19 protein-coding genes are annotated in these 22,556 nt (G+C 66.8%); 10 read left to right on the top strand and 9 right to left on the bottom strand.

Going from position 1 to position 22,556, the window contains the following annotated elements; all coding sequences use genetic code 11:
* Positions 1-22: 22 nt before the first annotated feature.
* On the top strand, positions 23-619 hold the full coding sequence (locus ACVT6V_RS18600; protein ID WP_489895310.1) for a TetR/AcrR family transcriptional regulator: 597 nt from the start codon (positions 23-25) through the stop codon (positions 617-619).
* Here ACVT6V_RS18600 and ACVT6V_RS18595 read toward each other — a convergent pair whose 3' ends face one another.
* Positions 620-1,303, bottom strand: coding sequence for an HAD family hydrolase (locus tag ACVT6V_RS18595; protein ID WP_489895308.1), 684 nt, complete (start codon positions 1,301-1,303; stop codon positions 620-622).
* Positions 1,304-1,395: 92 nt separating this feature from the next.
* On the opposite strand from ACVT6V_RS18595, the gene ACVT6V_RS18590 reads away from it, so the two are divergent.
* Positions 1,396-2,388 carry a TIGR03557 family F420-dependent LLM class oxidoreductase gene (locus tag ACVT6V_RS18590; protein ID WP_489895306.1) on the top strand — a complete coding sequence of 331 codons (993 nt, stop codon included), beginning with the start codon at positions 1,396-1,398 and terminating at the stop codon, positions 2,386-2,388.
* A gap of 172 nt (positions 2,389-2,560) precedes the next feature.
* The gene (locus ACVT6V_RS18585) at positions 2,561-4,081 is read left to right on the top strand and encodes a catalase (RefSeq protein WP_489895304.1); all 1,521 of its coding nucleotides are present in this window, start codon (positions 2,561-2,563) and stop codon (positions 4,079-4,081) included.
* 664 nt (positions 4,082-4,745) lie between these two features.
* Here the strand turns inward: ACVT6V_RS18585 and ACVT6V_RS18580 are convergent.
* Positions 4,746-5,504 (bottom strand): hypothetical protein, encoded by a 759-nt coding sequence (locus tag ACVT6V_RS18580; RefSeq protein WP_489895302.1) that lies wholly within the window; start codon positions 5,502-5,504, stop codon positions 4,746-4,748.
* Positions 5,505-5,792: 288 nt separating this feature from the next.
* Between ACVT6V_RS18580 and ACVT6V_RS18575 the strand changes: the two genes are divergently transcribed.
* From ACVT6V_RS18575 to ACVT6V_RS18565, 3 genes are all read left to right on the top strand, one after another.
* Positions 5,793-7,673 (top strand): peroxidase family protein, encoded by a 1,881-nt coding sequence (locus ACVT6V_RS18575; protein WP_489895300.1) that lies wholly within the window; start codon positions 5,793-5,795, stop codon positions 7,671-7,673.
* A complete protein-coding gene (locus ACVT6V_RS18570; RefSeq protein WP_489895298.1) occupies positions 7,670-8,809 on the top strand; it encodes a catalase family protein in 1,140 nt (379 codons plus the stop codon). The genes ACVT6V_RS18575 and ACVT6V_RS18570 overlap by 4 nt, the downstream gene beginning before the upstream one ends.
* Positions 8,810-8,922: 113 nt before the next feature.
* A complete protein-coding gene (locus tag ACVT6V_RS18565) occupies positions 8,923-11,532 on the top strand; it encodes a LuxR C-terminal-related transcriptional regulator (protein WP_489900883.1) in 2,610 nt (869 codons plus the stop codon).
* A 19-nt stretch (positions 11,533-11,551) separates the two neighbouring features.
* Here ACVT6V_RS18565 and ACVT6V_RS18560 read toward each other — a convergent pair whose 3' ends face one another.
* The 3 genes from ACVT6V_RS18560 to ACVT6V_RS18550 are packed head-to-tail and all read right to left on the bottom strand — an operon-like array spanning position 11,552 to position 14,359.
* Positions 11,552-13,183 (bottom strand): thiamine pyrophosphate-binding protein, encoded by a 1,632-nt coding sequence (locus ACVT6V_RS18560; protein WP_489895296.1) that lies wholly within the window; start codon positions 13,181-13,183, stop codon positions 11,552-11,554.
* 14 nt (positions 13,184-13,197) lie between these two features.
* Positions 13,198-13,968 carry a cyclase family protein gene (locus ACVT6V_RS18555; RefSeq protein ID WP_489895294.1) on the bottom strand — a complete coding sequence of 257 codons (771 nt, stop codon included), beginning with the start codon at positions 13,966-13,968 and terminating at the stop codon, positions 13,198-13,200.
* Positions 13,969-14,011: 43 nt separating this feature from the next.
* Positions 14,012-14,359: a nitroreductase/quinone reductase family protein gene (locus ACVT6V_RS18550; protein WP_489895293.1), complete on the bottom strand. Its 348-nt coding sequence runs from the start codon at positions 14,357-14,359 to the stop codon at positions 14,012-14,014.
* Between the two features lie 92 nt (positions 14,360-14,451).
* Between ACVT6V_RS18550 and ACVT6V_RS18545 the strand changes: the two genes are divergently transcribed.
* From ACVT6V_RS18545 to ACVT6V_RS18530, 4 genes are read left to right on the top strand one after another with little or no spacing between them, the layout of a single operon-like run.
* Positions 14,452-15,570 (top strand): NAD(P)/FAD-dependent oxidoreductase, encoded by a 1,119-nt coding sequence (locus ACVT6V_RS18545; protein WP_489895291.1) that lies wholly within the window; start codon positions 14,452-14,454, stop codon positions 15,568-15,570.
* A gap of 45 nt (positions 15,571-15,615) precedes the next feature.
* Positions 15,616-16,647 carry an LLM class F420-dependent oxidoreductase gene (locus ACVT6V_RS18540; RefSeq protein ID WP_489895289.1) on the top strand — a complete coding sequence of 344 codons (1,032 nt, stop codon included), beginning with the start codon at positions 15,616-15,618 and terminating at the stop codon, positions 16,645-16,647.
* Between the two features lie 7 nt (positions 16,648-16,654).
* The gene (locus ACVT6V_RS18535; RefSeq protein ID WP_489895287.1) at positions 16,655-17,560 is read left to right on the top strand and encodes a DUF1295 domain-containing protein; all 906 of its coding nucleotides are present in this window, start codon (positions 16,655-16,657) and stop codon (positions 17,558-17,560) included.
* A complete protein-coding gene (locus tag ACVT6V_RS18530) occupies positions 17,553-18,680 on the top strand; it encodes an NAD(P)/FAD-dependent oxidoreductase (RefSeq protein WP_489895285.1) in 1,128 nt (375 codons plus the stop codon). The genes ACVT6V_RS18535 and ACVT6V_RS18530 overlap by 8 nt, the downstream gene beginning before the upstream one ends.
* Here ACVT6V_RS18530 and ACVT6V_RS18525 read toward each other — a convergent pair.
* From ACVT6V_RS18525 to ACVT6V_RS18510, 4 genes are read right to left on the bottom strand one after another with little or no spacing between them, the layout of a single operon-like run.
* Positions 18,653-19,684 carry a TIGR03617 family F420-dependent LLM class oxidoreductase gene (locus ACVT6V_RS18525; RefSeq protein ID WP_489895283.1) on the bottom strand — a complete coding sequence of 344 codons (1,032 nt, stop codon included), beginning with the start codon at positions 19,682-19,684 and terminating at the stop codon, positions 18,653-18,655. The genes ACVT6V_RS18530 and ACVT6V_RS18525 overlap by 28 nt on opposite strands.
* Positions 19,685-19,695: 11 nt before the next feature.
* Positions 19,696-21,429 (bottom strand): NAD(P)/FAD-dependent oxidoreductase, encoded by a 1,734-nt coding sequence (locus tag ACVT6V_RS18520; protein ID WP_489895281.1) that lies wholly within the window; start codon positions 21,427-21,429, stop codon positions 19,696-19,698.
* On the bottom strand, positions 21,426-22,115 hold the full coding sequence (locus tag ACVT6V_RS18515) for a VOC family protein (protein WP_489895279.1): 690 nt from the start codon (positions 22,113-22,115) through the stop codon (positions 21,426-21,428). Before ACVT6V_RS18515 ends, ACVT6V_RS18520 begins: the two co-directional genes overlap by 4 nt.
* Entirely contained in the window at positions 22,112-22,528 is a 417-nt protein-coding gene (locus tag ACVT6V_RS18510; protein WP_489895277.1) for a hypothetical protein, read from the bottom strand. The genes ACVT6V_RS18515 and ACVT6V_RS18510 overlap by 4 nt, the downstream gene beginning before the upstream one ends.
* Positions 22,529-22,556: the final 28 nt, after the last annotated feature.

Genomic DNA, 22,556 nt, shown 5'->3' with positions numbered 1-22,556 from the left:
CGCCCGAAGCAGGGGTGTGCCGGTGAACGCGATCGGCCCGCGCAGTCTGCCGGTCGAGGACAAGCGAGTTCTGCTCCTCGACTGCGCCGAACGGGTCTTCTGCCGTGAGGGGTACGCCGGCACCACGATCGCGGGTATCGCCGGCGAAGCGGGCGTCACCCGGCCAACCGTGTACGCCTACTTCCCCTCGAAGGACGACGTGTTCATGGCACTGGCCGCGCGCGTGCGCGAGGAGCTGCTGGAGCTCCAGGAACAAGCGGACGTCTCGTCGGCCGGCGAGACCATACGGAGCACGCTGACCGCCTACCTCGCCGCGTACACGCGCCATCGTGGCATGCTCACCGTGATCGAGCACCAGGCATTGTCCGACCCCGGCATCCGGCAGCTGCACCACGAGATCCATGCACGCTCTCATCGACGCCACGTCCGTTTCATCGAACGGCTGGCCGAGGACGGTAGTGCTGCGCCCGCTGCGTCTGCCGACCTGATCGCCGATGCGATCACCGGTGTCGTCATGCGCTATTCCGACACCGCGTCCGATAGTCCCGCCCGCCTTCCCGAACTGACCGAAGCGCTCATCGACCTGTACCGCGCGATGGTCGGTGTGGGCGGCACGTGATCAGGGACGCCAATCTCGTTGTGCCAGAACACTGATGTCGTCGACGACGAGTGTCGCGCCGGCGTCCCGGAGTTCTGCTTCCGAGAAGCCGCCGGTGAGTACGGCCACGCAGTCCGCCGATTGCCGCAGCGCTGAGCTCACATCCCAGACCGTGTCACCCACCAGGACCGCGCGCCGCCCGCCTGCCTGCTCGAGTGCGGTCTGGAGGATGTCGGGATGAGGTTTCGACCGGTCCGCGTCCTCGGCCGAGGTGACCGCCGCGAAGTCGTCGCGCGTCATCTCGAGGAGGTCCAGAGCCGCGTCGGTGAATTCGCTCGCTCCCGACGAGGCCAGCGCCACCTTCAGCCCGGTGTGGGACAGGGCGTCGACCAGTTGCCGGACCCCCGGAAACGGGCGGACCTCGGGAAGAACCTCACGGTATCGATTCGCCCACTCCGATCGCAGTTCGTCGCCCAGTCGTTCCTCGATGTCATCACCGCACACATGCGCCACCAACAGGTCGCCGCCCATCCCGACGGTGCGATGGACCTTCCACCACGCCGGTATCAGATCGTGCCGGGCGAACGCACGCATCCACGCCAAGGTGTGCAGATAGGTCGAATCGATGAGGGTACCGTCGACATCGAGCAGCACGGTGTCCACCGACGAGGCCGTGTTGATCGGTGAAGCAGAGTCCGAGCCCATGTCATCGCCTCCAGGTTCGGCCGCCGGTCGAGTGCATCATGTCCAGCATTGCAGCAGATCCCGTTTCTGCACGTGGGAGAAGTGAGCGCACCATGACAACACGATTCGGCTACACCCTGATGACCGAGCAGGCCGGCCCGAAAGATCTCGTACGGTTCGCGGTCGCGGCCGAAGATGTCGGCTTCGACTTCGAGGTGTGCAGCGACCACTATTTCCCGTGGCTCGCGTCGCAGGGTCACGCCCCCTACGCCTGGAGTGTGCTCGGCGCGGTGGCGCATGCGACCGAGCGAGTGGGGCTGATGACGTACGTGACCTGCCCGACGATCAGGTATCACCCCGCCGTCATCGCCCAGAAGGCAGCCACCCTGCAACTTCTCGCCGACGGGCGATTCATTCTCGGACTCGGCAGCGGCGAGAACCTCAACGAGCATGTCGTAGGAACCGGCTGGCCCTCGGTGCCAGATCGGCAGGCCATGCTCGACGAGGCGATTCAGATCATCCGCGCGCTGCACGATGGCGGGCTCGTCGACTTCCGAGGTGAGTACTTCCAGGTCGACTCGGCTCGCATCTGGGATCTGCCCGACGACGGTGTGCCGATCGGCGCGGCGATCGCCGGTGGGCGCGGCATCGACGAGTTCGCCTCGTCGGTCGATCACCTCATCGCGGTCGAACCGGACAGCGAATTGATCGATCGCTGGAACCGGCACAGCGCCACCGGTACTGTCGGCCGCGACTCCCGGGCCATCGGGCAGATCCCGATCTGTTGGGATCCGGACAAGGAAGCCGCGGTGGCCCGAGCCCACGACCAGTTCCGCTGGTTCGGAGGCGGTTGGGACGTCAACGCCGATCTCCGGACCACCGCCGGTTTCGCCGCGGCGACGCAGTACATACGCCCCGACGACGTCGCTGGGGCGATCGCCTGCGGTCCGGACCTCGATGCGATCGCCGATACGGTACGCCCGTACTGGGAAGCGGGCTTCACCGATATCGCCCTCGTTCAGATCGGCGGCGAGACGCAGGATGAGTTCCTCGCCGATGCCGCACAGCCGCTACTGGAGCGACTCCGCGCCGCAGCGCCTGCCTGATATTCGCGGCACCCAACAGATGCGTTGTGTACGAACATGTCTCGACGGGCAGTTCGGGGTTCGTCGACAGAAACGCGACGGCGCTTCGAGCCAGGAGCGTAGGATCAGCGGCGTACCTGAAACAGCCCGGGTATTTCTATGCCCATGACGGATTGACCTTCTCGGAGGCGATATGTCCGACAGCAATTCCATGTACACGACCCGTGACTCGGGAGCACCGGCAGGCAGCGATGAGCACTCGTTGACCGTGGGTGCGGGTGGGCCGATCGTCCTGCACGATCACTACCTGATCGAGCAGATGGCCCAGTTCAACCGGGAACGCATCCCCGAGCGGCAGCCGCACGCCAAGGGCAGCGGTGCCTTCGGCACCTTCGAGACCACCGCGGACGTCTCCGCCTACACGTGTGCCGGCTTGTTCCAGCCCGGGGTGAAAACCGAGATGATGGCACGCTTCTCCACGGTCGCCGGCGAGCGGGGCAGCCCCGACACCTGGCGCGATCCACGCGGATTCGCACTGAAGTTCTACACTTCCGAGGGCATTTACGACATGGTCGGCAACAACACGCCGATCTTCTTCATCAAGGACCCGATGAAGTTCCAGCACTTCATCCGGTCGCAGAAGCGTCGCGCCGACAACAATCTGCGCGACCACGACATGCAGTGGGACTTCTGGACGTTGTCGCCCGAATCGGCCCACCAGGTGACGTGGTTGATGGGTGATCGCGGGATTCCCAAGACCTGGCGACACATGAACGGTTATTCGTCGCACACCTACCTGTGGGTGAACTCCGAAGGCGTCAAACACTGGGTGAAATACCACTTCATCACCGATCAGGGAGTGGAGTTCTTCACGCAACACGAGGGTGACCAGATGGCTGCCGCCGACACCGACTTCCACACCCGCGACCTGTTCGAATCGATCGCCGGCGGCGATCATCCGAGCTGGACGCTCAAGGTGCAGCTGATGCCGTACGACGACGCGACGAAGTACCGGTTCAATCCGTTCGATCTGACCAAGGTGTGGCCGCACGGCGACTACCCGCTGCACGAGGTCGGCCGGATGACGCTGCACACCAATCCGACCGACAACCATGCCCAGATCGAGCAGGCGGCCTTCGAACCCAACAACGTGGTCCCCGGCATCGGGTTCAGCCCAGATCGCATGTTGCTCGGACGGGTGTTCTCCTATTCCGACGCCCATCGTGCCCGACTCGGCGGAAACTACAAGCAGATCCCTGTGAACGCTCCGCGCAACGAGGTGCACAGCTATTCGAAGGACGGCGCGATGCGGATCACTCCGGTGACCGATCCCGTGTATGCGCCGAATTCGAAGGGCGGACCGTCAGCCGTGTATCCGGGGCAGGCCGAGCCGCAGTGGGCCGCCGATGGCGAGATTGTCCGCAGCGCCTACGTCGATCATCCGGAAGACGACGACTGGGGCCAGGCCGGGACGATGGTTCGTGAGGTCCTCGACGACGACGCACGCACACGGTTGGTCGACAACGTGGTGGGTCACCTCCTCAACGGAGTCAGCGAACCCGTCCTCGCCCGCGCCTACGAGTACTGGACCCGTATCGACCCTGACATCGGCGCCAGGATCAAGGCGGGCGTCACCGAGAAGAAGGACGAGCCCGACCCAAAGGTCGACGAGCAGGGCAATCCAGCCAGGAGTTCGATGCAGGCCAAGGTCTGATCGTCGTCGCGGCCGACCACTCGTTCTCTGAGGAGGTCCGGAGCGCCAGCGGAGGACCGTCACGAAGGGCGCCCTTCGTGACGCATCGCTCGTTCCTCGCGAGGCTCCTCAGGGACCGAATGGTGACGGTTGCGAGCGCGCGCTTGCGTACCATCACGTGGCCGCGAGCGGCCATCGAGGGCCGACCACCCGATCCCTGAGGAGGTCCGGAGCGCCAGCGGAGGACCGTCACGAAGGGCGCCCTTCGTGACGCATCGCTCGTACCTCGCGAGGCTCCTCAGGGACCGAATGGTGACGGTTGCGAGCGCGCGCTTGCGTACCATCACGTGGCCGCGAGCGGCCATCGAGGGCCGACCACGATCCCTGAGGAGGTCCGGAGCGCTAGCGGAGGACCGTCACGAAGGGCGCCCTTCGTGACGCGTCGCTCGTCCCTCGCGAGGCTCCTCAGGGACCGGTTGGTGACGGTTCGCTCGTACCTCGCGACGCTCCTCGGGGACCGAACGGTGACGCGTCGCTCGTCCCTCGCGAGGCTCCTCAGGGACCGGTTGGTGACGCATCGCTCCTACCTCGCGACGCTCCTCAGGGACCGGTTGGTGACGCATCGCTCCTACCTCGCGACGCTCCACAGGGACCGAATGGTGGCGGACCCGGCAATCCCCAGGAGTCAGGGCGCGGGGGTGTCGCACGTCAACGCGGCCATGACCTGATGTGTCTTGGTGTCGATGCGGTCTTCGTCGATGCGGAGTCCTCGCCGGGTCAGCGCTGTCTCGAACGCCTCTTGCCGGGCGAGGGCCCGCGCTTCGAGGCGTTCGACTGTTTCGCCGGGGCGCGGCCAGACCCGGGTCGACAGTTCGAGGAGGTCGACGTCTCGCACGGTCCAGCGTTCGACGTGGACCGAGCACTGATCGATTGTGATCACCGGCCATGTCGTCGAGGCGACCGGCCCGAGCGTCATGAGGTGATCGATCGGCACGCCAACCGTCGTGCACGCGACCACGAACTGACGTTGAGAAGCGTCGAGCACGTGAGCCGGATCCATGCCCGTCTCCACTGCCGCCGCGACCGATCCCGGTGCGCGATTGCTGATCGCGGACGACGACATCACCTGCCGCGAACCACACCAGTCCTGCTCGAGACGGTAGGTGAAGTCGGGTTCCTCGAACGGTGCGGTCCAGCGCCCGACCAGTTGTTCGGTGACGCATGGGCGCAGCTGGACCGTCACGTCGTCGCGGTCACCGCTTCGTAGCCGGATCGCCAGATGGCTGGCGAGCAGGGGCAGCGGATCGTCTGTCACGGCCACTCGCGCCTCGGCGAACCAGATCTCCCGAGCGATCGGTTGGATGGTCGCGCAACCCAGGACGTCGAGGACGTCGGTCACAGCCGGCCGGTCGAGGTTGACCTTGATCTCGATGGGTGGGATCACCGTGTCGGCCCCTTTCTGAACTTTGCTCACTCCGACGGCGACCGGTGCACTGTCTCGACCCCGGGCGCCGCAGGCTCAGCTTCATCGTCTCTGCCGCGCACGGACCTGGCGCGAGTACGCCGCTACCTCAGTCGTACGACCCCCCTCGCACGCCGATCGAGTAGAACGAGTAGTCGACTACTCATCCCAAGCAACTCCCAACCGGACATACTGGTGATTGCGGCGAACAGGGGTCGGGATGACGCCGGGGCCGTGCATCACTCTCCAGAGGCACTCTCGGAGGTCGCCATGCTCGGGAAGCACACGCCAACGGGCGGAAACGCTGGTGTGGGGTCGGAATGTCAAACCACCACGGTCGACACGCGCGGGTCCGTGACCAGGTATCTCGCCGCTACCGCGGAACGGATTGACCATTCGGTGGGTTGGGCCCGCCTCTGGACACCCGCAGGGCTGGCGGTTCTGGTTGGTCTTCGTAGCCAGTTGCGTGCCCACAACCTGGTGGACACCGGTCGTCCGGGCGCACTTCTGCCTCCCGGCGAGCGAGATGACCATCGCGCACGAACGATCGACGGCACGTACAACAACCTGCAATCACCCCGAGTGGGTGCCAGCGGCAGCCTCTTCGGCCGCAACATACCGGCCGAGCAGACGTTTCCCGAGCCGGCGGATCAAATCCTCGAGCCCAACCCGCGGTTGATCAGTCGGCGTCTCCTGGCACGAGACCATTTTCGACCGGCCACCACGCTCAATCTGCTCGCCGCGGCCTGGATTCAGTTCGAGGTGCACGACTGGTTCAGTCATGCCCCCTCAGACGCTGATTGGACCATCGACCTCTCCCCCGACGACAACTGGTCCCACGGAGCGATGACGTTCGCACGGACCGCCCCGGCCCCATCGTCCGCCCGTGGTGCACCGCCCACTTTCGCCACCACGGTCTCACACTGGTGGGATGGCTCCCAGATCTATGGCGAGACAAAGGAATATGCGAAAGCGATCCGGACCCGCAAAGGTGGCAAGATTAGGCTCGACGATGACGGACTCCCGCCCGCCGACACCGAGCGTCTACTCGACCCCGAGGGGCAGGCCGCGAACTTCTGGGTCGGCCTGGCGTTGCTGCACTCGTTGTTCCTGCGCGAGCACAACGCGATCTGCGATCGTCTGGCCGCGGCGTACCCGCATCTGAAGTCCGACGACCAGCGACTCTATGACACCGCGCGACTGATCAACTCCGCCCTGATGGCAAAGATCCACACCATCGACTGGACCCCCGCGGTCATCGCCCACCCCACCACCGTGGCCGCGATGCGCGGCAACTGGTTCGGTCTCCTGGGCGAGCGGATCCGGCGTCGGTACGGGCGGGTCACTGACAACGAGGTCCTGTGCGGTATCCCCGGATCGCCGACCGAGGACAGCGGCGTGCCGTTCTCGCTCACCGAGGAGTTCGTGGCCGTCTACCGGATGCACCCACTGATTCCCGACGATGTCGAGATCCGCACGCTGGGTGGCAACGCGGTGTGCCCTGACACGCTTGTCAACAAATATGCGATGGCCGACATGCTCGCCGGCGACGTGCGCACCCGCCTTCGGGAAAGGTCACGGCCGGACCTGCTGTATTCGTTCGGGCGTGCCAATCCGGGTGAGTTGACGCTGCACAACTTTCCGCTCTCGATGCAGAACCTGCCGCGTCCCGACGGCCGGACGCTCGACCTCGGCACCGTCGACATCATGCGTATCCGTGAGCGGGGTGTCCCTCGGTACAACGAGTTCCGCAATTTGCTGCGTTTGCCGCGGGTCAAGACGTTCGATGAGATGACCGACAACCCGGGATGGGCCTGCGAACTCGAGCAGGTTTATCGCGACGTCGACAAGGTGGACCTCATGATCGGCCTACTCGCCGAACCGAAGCCACCCGGGTTCGGCTTCAGCGACACCGCATTCCGGATCTTCGTGCTGATGGCCTCGCGCAGGCTGTCCTGCGACCGCTTCTTCACCACCGATTTCCGCCCGGAGGTCTACACCGAAATGGGGATGGCGTGGGTGCGGGACAACTCGATGAAGTCGGTCCTGCTGCGTCATCACCCAACGCTGGCGCCGGCATTGGCCGGCGTCAGCAATCCGTTTGCGCCCTGGAACATTCCGACACGACCCGAGAAGGACTCATCACGATGACCGACGTCGCGACCCCGTCCCTCACCTACCTCGAATTCGGCGAGGACATCGAAGAGCCTCGCGCCGACGAAGCAGCCGACATCGACAAGATCGTCAGCGCCCTGCGCGGCAACAACGAACGCGCCTATCGCAAACTCAAGCGTGGCATTCGTGATGCCCACGCCAAGAGTCACGGCATCCTGCGGGGCGAACTCGAGGTCCACGCCGGATTGGCACCAGAACTGGCACAGGGATTGTTCGCCGCACCTCGCACGTACCCGGTCATCGCCCGGTTGTCGAGCACCTCCGGTGCGATCCGCAGCGATCAGTTACGCGGTGTCCGCGGACTGGGCATCAAAGTCATCGGGGTCGATGCCAAGGCCATCGGGGTCGACGGCACGCGGGCGCTGACGGACGACACCGCGAACACCCAGGACTTCATCATGGTGACCCACCGCGAGTTCCTGTTCGCCGACGCGCACGCCTACAGCGGACGAGGGATGTTGTTCGCCAAGGCGCTCGCACGCCTGTCCGACCCCGCAATCATGGTGGGCAGCGAGTTGCTCGGTTCCTTGGACACGCGCGTCCTCAAGCCGGTCGGCAAAGGGCTACCGGAGAGCCTCAGGGTGTTCATCAGCCCCAACACCCACATCCTCGGCGACACCTTTCACACCTCGGCGCCTTTGCGGTACGGCAAATACATCGTCAAGATGCGCCTGGTACCCGCCTCACCCGAGGTGCGTGCCCTTGCCGGGCTCCGAGTCCCCGACAGCACCGGCATCAACGCGTTCCAGGATATGGTGATCGACTTCTTCGCTTGTCACAGTGCGGAATACGCATTGCAGGTCCAGCTGTGTACTGACCGGGTGGCAATGCCGATCGAGGACGCGACCAAGCGATGGGACGACACGGTGTCCCCATACCGAACCGTCGCGACCATCCGGTACCCGAAGCAGGATCCGTACACACCGGAACGACGCGCCTTCGGCGACGACGTCCTGTCCTTCAACTCCTGGCGGGGCCTCGACCTCCATCGCCCGCTCGGGTCCATCAACCGCCTCAAGAAGAAAGTGTATGAGGCGTCGAGTCAGTACCGTCACCAGGTGAACAATGCACCCGTCCTGGAGCCGTCGGATTCGTCGCAGCTGCCGCCATGACCACGACACGACCGTTACGACTGCGCGGCACGACGCCCGGCACCGTCGATGCCCATCCCGCCACGCCGCGTTCCCGCAGCCCGCGACTGCGCCCGGCTCTATACTCGGGACGTATGGATGGCCGTTGGCAATTGCTCGGCCGGCCGACCGAGCATGACGCGATTCGTTCGGCACTGACGAGCGAGGCCTGCGGTGTCGTGCTCGTCGGTTCCGCCGGCGTCGGCAAGACAACCTTGGCGCGTACGGTCACCGCATCCCTCGACGCCGCCGTCCACTGGGCCGCGTGCACCGAGTCGTCACGGGCAATCCCGCTCGGCGCCTTCGCTCCGTGGGTTCAGCTGTCCCCCAGCTCCTCGCGTGACCCGATCGGCGCGCTCGTCTCGGCCCGCGAAGCCCTGGTGGCCGAGCACGACACCGTCATCGGTGTCGATGATGCGCATCTCCTCGATCAGCTGTCGGCAACTCTGCTCCACCAGATCGCCATCGAACGGTCGGCACGGATCGTGGCGACGGCCCGCAGCGGTGAGCCGGTCCCGGATGCGGTGACCACATTGTGGAAGGACGGCTATCTGACGCGAATCGAGTTGGAGCCGTTCAGCAAGGAACAGTGCACGAACCTCGTCGAGATGGTGCTCGGCGGTACGTTGGAGGGCCTGTCCGCCGACGTGATCTGGGAATCATCCGGGGGCAACCCCCTGTTCCTGCGCAACATGGTCGAAGGAGCCGTCGAAGCCGGGACCCTGTCGGAGGTGAACGGGGTCTGGCAGCTCCGCGGGCCCACTGCGGTCCCGTCCGGGTTGGTGGCCCTCATCGATGCCCGGCTCGACCGCGCCGGGCAAGAGGTGGTCGACGCCCTGAAACTGCTGGCGCTCTACGAGCCGCTCGACCTCGACTCCCTCGTCGAGTTGTCCGGCGAGAAAGCCGTCGACGCTGCGGAGGTCCAGGGTCTGATCCGCATCACTCGGGACGGTGCGGTGGTCAATGCGCGTTTCAATCATCCCGTGTACGGCGACGTCATCCGTCGCCGGATCGGCACGGTCGCCGGTCGGACGCTGCGCGCGCGGATCGTCGCGATCCTGCGTGATCATCCGATCAACTCGGCGGCCGACCGTATCCGGATCGCGCGGCTGTGCGTGGACGGAGACCAGGAGATCGACCTCAAGCTGTTGATCTCGGCAGCCAAAGATGCCGTTGCTCTGACGAATCTTCCACTCGGCGAACGACTCGCGCGCGCGGCCCGCGACCGGGGCGCGGGCCTCGCGGCCGCCGAACTCCTGTCGCGGGCACTGCTCTGGCAGGGCCGTCTGGCTGAGTCCGACGAGGTGCTGGCCCACTACGACCCCGATGAGCTCGGCGAGCTCGAGCTCGTGCAGTGGGGCATCGCCCGGATGAGTCAGTTGTTCTGGTCGTCCCGCGATGTGGATCGCAGCGATCAGATCCTGCAGCTGCTGCGGGATCGCGTCGAGCACCCGGCGCTACGGCTCGCCGTGGACGCGGTGGGTGCGGCGATGGCCGTCCACGAAAACCGGATCGAGGAAGGCATCGAACTGGCCGAATACGTACTCGCCAATCCGGAGTCGCCCCGGCAGGCGATCGAGTTCGCCGCCTTCACCACCGGACTCGCGATGCCGGTCGCCGGCCGTGGGTACGATTTCGAACCCATCGCCGCGCGATGCCGGCCTGAACACAAGCCGACCGATGGCCAGATAAAGGTCATGGTCCGTTACGGCGATGTCCTGGCGCTGACCATGGTCGGCGACCTCGACCAAGCGGAGCGGCGGGCTGCCGAGTACGCGGAGTTCTCCTCGTCGGGTCAGTTCGTCGGCTGGGCCATCGCCAAGATCATGGCGGGGCTGGTCGCCGTCTACCGCGGCGCGTTCCGCGCCGCGGTCACCGACATCGAGCAGGCATTGGCGGCGTTGAACGCCGACTCCTCGCTTCCCTGGCGATTGCCTGCTCGACTCATCCTCGTCCGGGCTTACGCCGCACTCGATGACGTGGCCAAGGCGCAGTGTGTGATCGACGACGCCGAGGAACACTCCGGGCAGTACATGGCGCTGCACGAGCCCCAACGAGTGATCGCCCGTGCGTGGATCGCTGCGGCCTCCGGGAGCACGCGTTCGGCCATCGAACTGGCTCACCGGGCAGCCGACATCGCTCATGAATCCGGGCAATTCGCCCTCGAGGCCGAAGCATTGCACCACGCCGCACGCTTCGGCGATCGGGGGGTCGCCGAACGACTCGCCGCAGTCCGTCCCTTGGTCCAGGGACCGATCGCCGGTCTGTACGCACGCCATGCCGAGGCGGTTGCGGACGCTGATCCGGCGGCCCTGCACGATGTCAGTGCGCAGTTCGAAGAGGTGGGTCTCATGTTGTCGGCGGCGGACGCGGCAGCCCAGGCCGTTCCGCTGTACGACCGGGCCGGTCGTCGGCGCGAGAGCGCGGAGTCCGGGGCACGCGCCGCGCGGTTGTCCAACCGATGCGACGGCGCGACCACCCCCGCGATCCGCGCCGCGGCGCGGCCGTTGCCGGTGACCGCGCGCGAACGCGAGATCACCGCGCTCGTCGCGCAGGGACTGAGCAACCGGGAGATCGCCGACAAGCTGACCGTGTCAATTCGCACCGTCGAGGGCCACATCTATCGCGCATGCATCAAATTGGACGTGGCCGACCGCGACGCACTCGCACGCATCGTCTGGGAGAACGACGGGGACCAGGCGTGACCCACCGGCACCACCGGGATCAGTGCCCCCGGAAGGCCTCGGCCAGCCACCAGGAACCCCCGTCGGAGGCGATCTTCGCGTCGACGACCATGACCCCGTCCGGCGAGTCCACCCAGGCCGCAACCGCTTTCATGTCGTCGCGGTTGCGGACGGTCACCGCGTGGGCGCCGAACCCGCGGGCCAGTGCGGCGATGTCGGTGTCCGGAAACGTCACCGCGCCGAGATCGGCGTCCCTGCCGAAATGGTGGACCTCGGCGCCGTAGGCGGCATCGTCGTAGACCGCGATGACCATGGGACGTCCCAGGCGGACGGCTGTCTCGAGTTCGGCGACGCTCATCAGGAACCCGCCGTCGCCCGCGGCCACCACGGCCAGCCGATGCGGTTGGGTGAGCATGGCTCCGATACCGCTGGCCAGGCCGAGACCGATCGACTGGAACGCCTGCGTGAACATGAAGCCGTGCTGGTCGGGCACGCGAAGGTACGCGCTCGGGTAGCCCATGAAGTTGCCGGAATCGACGGCGACGATCCGTTCGGCCGGCAGGATCTCGTCGAGGAGGATGCTGAAAACCCGCGGGTCGATGTGTTCGGCCGTGGACAGATCCGGTGTCGGCACATCGTTCCACCACCGCCCGGAGGCAAGACGACCTGACACCGCGTCGGTGCGGTAGCCGACACGTCGGGGACCGCAAATGCTCAGCAGATCCTGAGCCGTCGCTGCGCAGTCACCATGAACGCCCAGCGAGATCGGCCGGTGGGTGCCCAGCGCCGAGAGTTCGTCGTCGACCTGTACGACCCGCGTGCCCGGGCCGATCAGCGACCCTTGGCGCATCGTCCACATGTTGAGCGCGCATCCCCAGCCGATGATGAGGTCGGCGTCGGCGATCAGCTCCGCGGTCGACGGGCTGGAGAACCCGCCCGAGATCCCGAGGTCGTACACGTCACCGACGAACAAGCCGTTGGCGACGGCCGATGTCGCCACGAGTGCGCCCACCCGATCGGCCAGATCGGCGAGCAGAGGTCCCGCGTCCCGCGCACCGCGACCCGCAACGAAAACCGGGCGCTCGGCCGCCATGATCATCTCGTGCAGGGCGGCAACGGATCTCGCGGATGCCCGGATGGGATCGGGCGCGTCAGGGGCCGCGATCGCACTCACCTGCTCGACGGTGGCGGCCTGGACGTCGAGGGGTAGGTTCAGCACCACTGTCCGCCGGCCGTGCACGGCGGTGCGGTAGGCACGCACGACATCCACAACCGCGGACGCGGGGCTGTGCACACGTTCGGGGATCGCGCCCACACTCCGCACCAGATCGTCTTGGCCGATGCGGAAGTTCGACAGGACCGCCGATCCTGCGGTGTCGGCGGCCAGGACAATCATCGGAGTCCGGCTCTTCGCGGCCTCGCCGATCCCGGTGACGGCATTGGTGAGCCCACACCCCTGATGCACCGACACGACCGCCGGACGATCCGCGAGCCGCCCGTAGGCGTCGGCCATGGTCGCGGCACCGCCCTCATGACGAGTCGCGACGAACGGCACGCCGGCTGCCCGCAGCGCGTTCGTCACGACGAAGTTCCCGCTGCCGACGACACCGAACGCGGCACCCACGCCCAGTTCAGCCAGGGTTGCCCCCACGACCTCGGACACCGATGGCATCACAACACTCCGGGTCAGGCCGGGACGAAGGCGAGAACTCGTGCCGGAGAGCCGGTTCCGCCGACGATCGGCAGCGGCGAGACCACCAGCATCGCGCCCTCGGCCGGCAACGATTCGAGATTCTGCAGCTGCGTCAACCCGTATTTGTCAGCACCGAGCAGATGGTGGTGGACGGGGAACAGCGGTTCCATGCCGCCTGCCTGGCCGGCGTCGATGCCCACCGTCTCCACGCCCAATCCGGAGATCGGTGAGGAGGCCAGCCACTCGGCGCCGGCCACCGAGACGCCGGGGCTGTGCGGACCGTCATCGTCGGCATTGAGGAATGCCGCGGCGTCGGTGTTGAAACGGCTCCATCCCGTCTTGAAGAGCAACCAGGCACCTTCCGGTAGCGGCCCGTGCTCGGCGATGTGTGCCTCGAAGTGGTCGGGTTCGAGCAGGAAGTCGGCGTCGGCGGCGACCTCGGCGGTGAAGTCGAGCACCACCGCCGGCCCGATCAGCCGCGACGGCGGAATCCGATCCACGGAGAGCCCGTCCCGCCCGGTGGCCCAGTGCGTCGGGGCGTCGAGGTGGGTGCCGGTGTGTTCACCGGTGTGCAGGTTGTTCCAGCCCCAGAAGGGACCGTCGTCATCGAAGTCGCTGACCTTCTCCATCGACAGCGGGATCGTGTTCGCGAACGGCGCTGGTAGCTGGAGCACCGGCGTCTGTGGACTCAGCGGTGCGGTGAGGTCGACGACCTCGACTGCTCCACTCCCGAGCGCGGACAGGAGGTCGGAGATGGCGGTCATCGAGGTCACCTTTCTGGGAGATCACGGGTCGCGAGTGCGGCCTTCATGCCACTGGATCCAGAGCGATCCGTACGCTCACAGCGCCCTCCGGGTCGCGAGTGCTCACCGCATGACCGGTCCGGATTCCACCGTCCAAGGTCAACGAGATGGAGGCCCCTGCACCGGTGAAGTTACGCCACCACCCCTTCTTGTCCGGCATCGCGACACCGACGGTGACGGTGTCGCCGTCGCGGCGGTAGCCGACCGCCAACTCGAACTGCTTGCCGGACTTGCGTCCGGTGTACGTCAACACGGTGAGCGAACGGCCGACAGTCGTGCGCACTCCGGGCAGTCGCAGGGCGGGCGCCACAACCTTGTTGACCGTGGCGGCCATCTGCTGGAACCGATTCACTGTCGCAGTCCTCTCGTCCGGCAGGTTCCGACCCTACCCGAGAATCCGGCGCCGACGCCGCTGGGAGGTCGGCTGCGGCTAGGCTCGATCCCGTGGTGGAGACCGTTGACGTGGTGGTCGTCGGCGCGGGGGTGATCGGCCTCGCCGTCGCCCGTCATCTCGCGCTCGACGGGCGGTCGGTGGTGGTTCTCGAACGCGAAGATGCGGTTGGTACACAGACGAGTTCACGCAACTCCGAGGTGATCCACGCCGGCATCTACTATGCGCACGGAAGCCGCAAGGCCTCCGCCTGTGTCGCGGGACGTGAACTGCTCTACCGCTACTGCGCCGACCGGGGCATCCCCCACCGGCGGACCGGCAAGCTGATCGTGGCGACCACGGCGCAGCAGCTCGCCGAGCTCGCTGCGATCGCGCGCCGAGCTGAACTCAACGGTGTCCACGATCTGCGCCGTGTGGACGACACCGAGCTCGGTGAGCTGGAGCCCGAGGTCGCCGGTGTGGGTGCGCTCTTCTCGCCGTCGACCGGCATCGTCGACAGTCATGCACTCATGCGTGCGCTGCGACACGACGCCGAGGACGCCGGCGCGATCATCGCTCTCCGCAACGAGGTGATCGCAGGCCGTGTCCGGCCCGGTCAGGTGACGGTGCTCGAGGTGGCGGGGGCCGGGAGGCTAGGGTGCCGCGCCCTCGTCAACTGTGCCGGGCTCGGCGCGTGGGATCTGGTGCGCCTGCTGGAAGGGTTCCCGGTCGACCGGATACCGCCCCGTCGCCTCGCGAAAGGCAGCTATTTCACATTGCGATCCGGAAGGGCCCCGTTTCGGCATCTGATCTATCCGGTTCCGGTCGACGGCGGACTCGGTGTGCATCTGACCCTCGACCTCGGCGGTGGCGCGCGATTCGGACCGGACGTCGAGTGGACCGATGCCGTCGACTACGACGTCGACCCCGACCACGCCGATCGGTTCAGCACGGAGATTCGGCGTTATTGGCCCGGACTCCCAAAGGACGCGCTGCAGCCGGACTTCGCGGGGATCCGGCCCAAACTCAGCGGGCCGGGCGAACCCGCGGCCGACTTCCTGCTGCAGGACCGGTCGGTCCACGGGATCGAAGGTCTGGTCAATCTGTTCGGCATCGAGTCACCCGGGCTGACCTCGTGCCTGGCCTTGGCCGACGATGTCGCCGCGACGCTCGGGGGCGACCCGTTACGGTGAGGAAACCCCGTCGGAGTGCCGGCGGTGCAACGACACAGGAGTGAGATGAAACTCGGTCTACAACTGGGATATTGGGGAGCGCAGCCGGCGACGAATCACGCCGAGTTGGTGGCCGCGGCCGAAGCGGCGGGCTTCGACAGCATCTTCACCGCCGAGGCGTGGGGCTCGGACGCCTACACGCCTCTCGCCTGGTGGGGTTCGTCGACCGAACGCGTACGTCTCGGTACTTCCGTGCTCCAGCTCTCGGCCCGCACACCGACGGCCTGCGCGATGGCCGCCCTGACCCTCGATCATCTCTCGGGCGGACGCCACATCGTCGGCCTGGGCGTGTCCGGGCCCCAGGTCGTCGAAGGATGGTACGGACAGCGATTCGCCAAGCCACTGGGCCGGACCCGCGAGTACATCGACATCATGCGTCAGGTCTGGGCGCGTCAGGCACCGGTGACCAGTGCAGGTCCGCACTATCCGCTGCCGCTGACCGGGCCGGACACCACTGGTCTCGGCAAGCCACTCAAGCCGATCACCCACCCCCTGCGCTCTGACATCCCGGTCATGCTCGGCGCCGAAGGGCCCAAGAACATCGCATTGGCCGCGGAGATCGCCGACGGCTGGTTGCCGCTGTTCTACACCCCGCGTCTGGCCGACACCTACAACGAATGGCTCGACGAGGGATTCGCCCGACCTGGTGCCCGGCGCAGCCGCGACGATTTCGAGATCTGTGCCACCGCCCAGATCGTCATCACCGACGACCGCGCCGGCACCTACGAGGCGATCAAACCGTTCCTGGCGCTGTACATGGGTGGAATGGGCAGCGAGGACACGAACTTCCACGCCGAGGTCTACCGCCGTATGGGCTACACCGAGGTCGTCGACGAGGTCACCGAACTGTTCCGCAGCGGCCGGAAGGACGAAGCGGCCCGCATCATCCCCGACGAGGTCGTCGAGGATTCGGCGATCGTGGGCGACATCGACCATGTGTCCGCGGAGGTGAAGCGGTGGGAGGCGGCCGGCGTGACCACGATGCTGGTGTCCCCCGGCAGCGTCGCCGAAATCGACCAGCTCGCCACCCTGATCTGACCGGCGAATGGACGAACACGCCACCGATGGTCGGGCCGCCGGGCTGACACGTATCGCCATCGCCTACGTTGCGGCGATCGCGGGCGCCGCGGTCTGGCTGGCCTGGGGGCCGTCGACCGACACGCTGTGGCTGGACACGTTGATCGCCGACCTGCTCGCGACACTGGTGATTTTCGCGTTCAGTCGCGGCTACCACAATTCCAGTTTCTACGACGCCTATTGGAGCGTCATACCGCCACTGCTGCTGGGCTATTGGTGGTGGCGCGGTGATCTCGGCATCGACGACGTCCGTTGCTGGCTGCTCGCCGTCGTGGTGCTGGTGTGGGCCATCCGACTGACCACCAACTGGGTCATGACATTCCCCGGTCTCCACCATGAGGATTGGCGCTACGGACAGCTGCGCGAGGACGCCGGGCGGTGGGCGGTGCCGGTGGATCTCTTCGCCATCCACGTCATCCCGACGCTGCAGGTGTTCGTCGGAATGCTGCCCGTGTACATCACGGTCACCCGACCCGCCGAGGGACCCGCATGGCTCGTCGTACTGGCGTTCGTCATCGGACTCGGCGCCGTCGCACTGGAGACCGTCGCCGATGCGCAACTGCGACGGTTCGCGCATCGGCGCCGCCCGGGCGACGTGATGGACCGGGGCGTGTGGGGCTGGTCTCGGCACCCCAACTACTTCGGCGAGTTCTCGTTCTGGTTCGCCCTTGCACTCTTCGGGGTGGCCACTGCGCCGTCGGACGCGTGGTGGCTGTTCGCCGGCGCCGCGGTGATGCTGGCGCTGTTCGAGGGCGCCAGCATCCCGATGATGGAGAAACGCAGCCTCGCGCGCCGTCCCGGCTATCGGGATGTCATCGACCGCGTACCGCGATTCGTGCCGCGGCCACCGCGAAAGGTCGCTGCCCGTGACTGATCGTGCCGCCCGGCCACGCATCGTCATCGCCGGGCTCGGTGACACCGGGGTCCTCACCGCGATCCATCTGGCCGGAAAAGTCGATGTGGTCGGCGTCTCGGTCAAACCGGGCCTGGTGAGCGGCCAGGAAGTCGGCAATCGGATCACCCGACCCGACATGTGGCGACGGGACTACTGGCGTACCTTCGGCAGGTTCCGCGGGCTCGACCGGGTACGTACCGTCCACGGGACCCTCGTCGGACTCGACCCTGCGTCGCGCCAGGTTCACGTACGACTCGGTGACGGTGCGGTGGCGTCGGAAGCCTACGACGTGCTGGTGATCTCGACCGGAGTCCGGAACGGGTTCTGGCGGCAGCCCACCTTCCAGTCGGCGGCACAGATCGACGCGGACCTCGCGGCGACTCATGCCCGGCTCGCCGGGGTCAGCACCGTCGCGGTGATCGGCGGCGGCGCGGCAGCGGTGAGCAGTGCAGGCAACATCGCAGCGGTGTGGCCGTCCAAGGAGGTGGACCTGTACTACCCGGGTGATCGGGCTCTCCCCCACCATCATCCGCGGGTCTGGCGGCATGTTCGCGCACGACTCGAACGGCTCGGAGTCCGCCTGCACCCCGGACATCGTGCCGAGCTACCCGCCGACCAAGGCATCGATCAGATCACCGACGACCCCGTCACCTGGTCCACCGGCCAGGCGCCGGTCCGCGCCGACGCCGTCCTGTGGGCGATCGGAGCGGTGCGACCCAACACCGAGTGGCTACCCCGCGACATCCTCGACGATCGGGGTTTCGTTCGTGTGACACCCGAACTGCACGTGGTCGGGCACGACGACATCTTCGCCGTCGGCGACGTGGCCGCCACGGATCCGCTCCGGAACTCGGCTCGCAATCGCGCCGACCGTCTCGTCGCACACAACGTCGTGGCATCTCTGGCCGGGCGCAGATTGCGCAGCTACCGTCCGCGACATCGCAGGTGGGGTTCGGTGCTGGGCGTCCAGCGCGACGGATTGGAGGTCTTCGCGCCCAACGGTCGACCGTTCCGGTTCCCGGCGTGGTCGATCGAATCGGTACTGCAGCCGTGGATCGTGCGTCGTGGCATCTACCGGGGTGTGCGGGACGAATCGTGAGCGTGCAGGGCCGCGACGAGGTCGGCGATGTCATCGCGGTCCGGCCCGTAATGCGGGAAGTAGCAACACACCTCCGACGACATCGCGCCGAATCGCAGACAAAGCTGTTCGGCACATTCCTCGGGTGTCCCGACGACGCCGATGGTGGCGACCATCTCGTCGGTGATCAGTCGTCGCATCTCAGCGAAGGCGCCGACTTTCGACAGGCTGTTCAGTCGTGGCTGGAGGTCGCCCCATCCCTCGGCATCGAGGACCGGCCGATAGGCCGGCGTCGAACCGTAGAACGCGATCAGCATCGCGACCCCGTCGATCGCAGCGCGTATCTGCTGCTCGTCGCGACCCATGGCGACCATGGCCTGCGCGACGACCGAGAAATCTTCGGGCGTCCGGCCGCTGCGGCGGAGCCCCTCCTCGACAGCCGGGAGGGTGCGATCGGCCAGGTGGCGCGAACTGTTGAAGGGCATCACGAGCAGACCGTCGGCGACCTGCGCCGCCGTCCGGCTCATGACGGGTCCCAGGGCTCCGAGGAACACCGGCGGCGGCCCGTATGGATTGGGACCCGGGTCGAAGTTCGGTGTCATCAATGTGTGCGTGGTGAATTCTCCTCGAAAGTTCAACGGCGACTTGCCTTCCCAGGCATCAAAGATCGCTGCGACAGCCAACACCGTCTCGGCCATGCGCGCGGCCGGACGACCCCAGGTCGAACCGTAGCGTTTCTCGATGTGCGGCCGGATCTGCGAACCCAGCCCCAAGCGGAATCGGCCGCCGCTATAGGCCTGGAGGTCGTAGGCCGAATGAGCCAGGTGCATCGGGCTACGCGGACCGGCGATGGCGACGTTCGTCATCAGATCCAGATCGGTCTGCGCTGCGGCGATCAGCAATGGGAAGAACACGTCGTGGCGACCCTCGAAGGTGAACACACCGTCGGCACCGAGTGCCGCCGCATCGCGCGCCGCTGCCCCCGCTTGATCGGGACGCTCGGCCAACTGCAGGTGCACGCGCATCCGGCCTACTGTCACGAGGTACTGGCCTCACGCAACGATTCCAGCCAGGAATGCACGAGCGGCACCACACTGGCCCCTTCCCCGCTCGCGGAGGCGACACGCTTCATCGACCCGGCCCGGATGTCGCCGGCCGCGAACAGGCCGGGTTCACTGGTCGCGAGATTGGCGGGCGGGACGTCGCCGGGCCAGCGGTGCTTGGGCACATCGCGGCCGGTGAGCACGAAGCCATCGCTGTCGAGTTCGACCCCGTCGGGCAACCAGTCACAGTGCGGTGATGCGCCGAGGAGCAGGAACAGACCGCCTGCCGAGCATCGCTCATCGCGTCCGGTAGTCCTGTCGCGCAACGTGATCCATTCGAGACGGCCATTGCCGCCACCATCGACGACCTCCGACGATCCGCGCACGGTGATCCGTGGATTGAACGAGATCTCACCGATCAGGTACTGCGACATGGTCGCCGAGAGGTCGGCACGCCGGATGACGATGGTCACCGAGCGCGCATAGCGGGCCAGGTGGATGGCTGCCTGGCCGGCCGAGTTGCCGCCGCCCACCACGAACACATCCTGACTGTCCATCTCGCGGGCGGCGCTCATCGCGGCGCCGTAGTGGACTCCGACGCCGACGAGTTCCTCGAGGGCGGCGACCCCGAGACGGCGGTAGGCGACGCCGGTGCTGATCAACACCGAGCGGGAACAGACCTCGCCGCCGGCGGTCACCAGCCGATAGGGTGCCAGCGAATCCTCGATGAGCAGACGTTCGACCGGCCAGCCGGTGAAGATCCGCGCCCCGAACCGTATCGCCTGGGTGCGTGCCCGCTGCGCGAGGCGCATCCCGGAGATGCCGCGCGGGAAACCCAGATAGTTGCGGATCATCGAGCTGGTGCCGGCCTGTCCGCCGATCGCCTCGGACTCGATGACCACGGTGCTGAGACCCTCGGATGCGGCGTACACGGCGGCGGCGAGTCCGGCGGGTCCGGCACCGACCACGGCGAGGTCGACGACCGTTTCCACCTCGACGTCTGATGGGCGGCCGTAGATCATGACCGCGACGTCGCGCACCGATTCGGGTGCGATCACCTGCGTGCCCGGACCGCGGAGGGACTGGACGAGTGGATGGTTCCGGGTGCTGTCGGCGGGATTGCCGTTGCCGTCGGCGGCGTACTGTTCGGCGGCTGCGCGGCCCTCGGGGCTGTCGGGTGCGAAGGTGCGGTACGGCATCCCCATCCGATCCAGGAAGTCCCGGATCGCCATCGTGAGCGGGGTCAACTCGGTGCTGATGATCCGGAGCACCTCGACCTCGGGTGCCGCGACCGTGGCACCCCAGTCGGACAGGAGTTCGGTGACGGCGTAGTGGAATTCCTCGTCGCGGGGACCGCGCGGGATCAACAGGAAGGTGTCGAACTTCCCCTTCTGCAGCGCCGGTCGCAGGGTCTCGCTGTGGTCGGTGAACCTACTCCAGTGGATTCCTACGATGCGCCGCGCCGTCGGGATGATGCTGCGGAAGGCGCTCAATGCCTCCAGCAGGTTCATGTCGGGCAACTCGGATTCGGTGAGGATCATGGCGATCGGTCGTCCGTCGCTACGCAGACGACTCAGCAGGGTGATGCCCTCGATCGCCGAGCCCGCACACGTGACGTCGTAGTCGCCTCGGTAGCGCTCGAACTGCGCCATCAGGGTCTCGGCGTGCTCGGCGGACACCAGAACGATCGCTGGCCTGCGACCGTTGTCCGCGGACGGTGTTGTCATGCGTCCAGTCTCTCAGGCCCGATGACAACTGTTCGGGTGGCGAGGTCCCGATCGCGGATGGTGAAGAGCCTCGTGCCGGGTTTCTTCCCGATCCGGACCTCACTGGTCGGCATCCCCCGCTCGGTGAGTCGGCGGTGTGCTTCGTCGACGTCAGGTGTGCGCCAGGCGATGCCCCACAGGGTGCAGTTCCGGTGCCCGTCGGATTCGGTGTCCGCGCCGGTCACGACCTCGACGACCAGATCGGCCGCGCGGAAGAACAGTTGTCGGACACCGTTGCCGAGGTCGCGATCAAGCCGGAAATCCAGGCCGAGAGTGGCGCCGAACAGCGCGAGCGCTCGATCCCGGGTGGGCGCCGTGAACACCAGGTGGTCGATGCCGGTGATGTCGGCGTGACTCGCGGGGCGGGCTGCTATGTCGCCGGTGACGCCCACCTGTTCCTCGTCGGAGAGACCGCGCCGGCCCAGCAGGCGCTCGGCTCCGGTGAGATCGTCGACCCCGAAGGCCACGTGGTGACCCGAATCGGTCCCGAGATGCCAGCGAATCGACCCGTTGTCGAACGCGACATAGTCGGTCGAGGACTCCCCGCTGACGGGTTGGTCCATCAGCCGCGCGTAGGCACGGCGCGCCGCGATGGGGTCCGCGGATTCCAGCTCGACGACCACCCCGCGCAGTTCGAGTCCGGTCATATCGCCGGCTTGCTCGTGATATGCCATGCGCCGCAGACGCATTGGTAACAGCGAAGCGTGACGTCGGGTCCGGTGTGCCGGCGGACGTCGGCGATGCCATCGCGAGCCAGGTTTTCGGCCGCGAACGCGACCTTCTGCGGGGTCGGGCACGAGGGCGTGGCAGAGCGCACGCCTCGACGCCTCGGTCGAGATGGCCGCCGGGCCGCGGTCCGCGACTCGACATCCCGATAGAACGCCTCGAGATCATCGTCGGTGAACGATCTGTCGTCGGACCGAGTCTCTCCCGCCGGCCGATCGGGTGGTCGGACCGGGACTGCGCGTTGCTTCGGAGGTCGCCGACTCACCGAATCGGCGGCGGTGCGTGACTCGATGTCCCGATAGAACGCTTCGAGGTCGTCGTCGGAGAACGGCACGAACCCCAGTCTAGAGGTGTCCGCGGCC

This window comes from Gordonia sp. LMA167 (assembly GCF_058130025.1).
The sequence above is the reverse complement of the archived record's forward strand: the minus strand, read 5'-3'. Positions and strand labels throughout refer to the sequence as shown.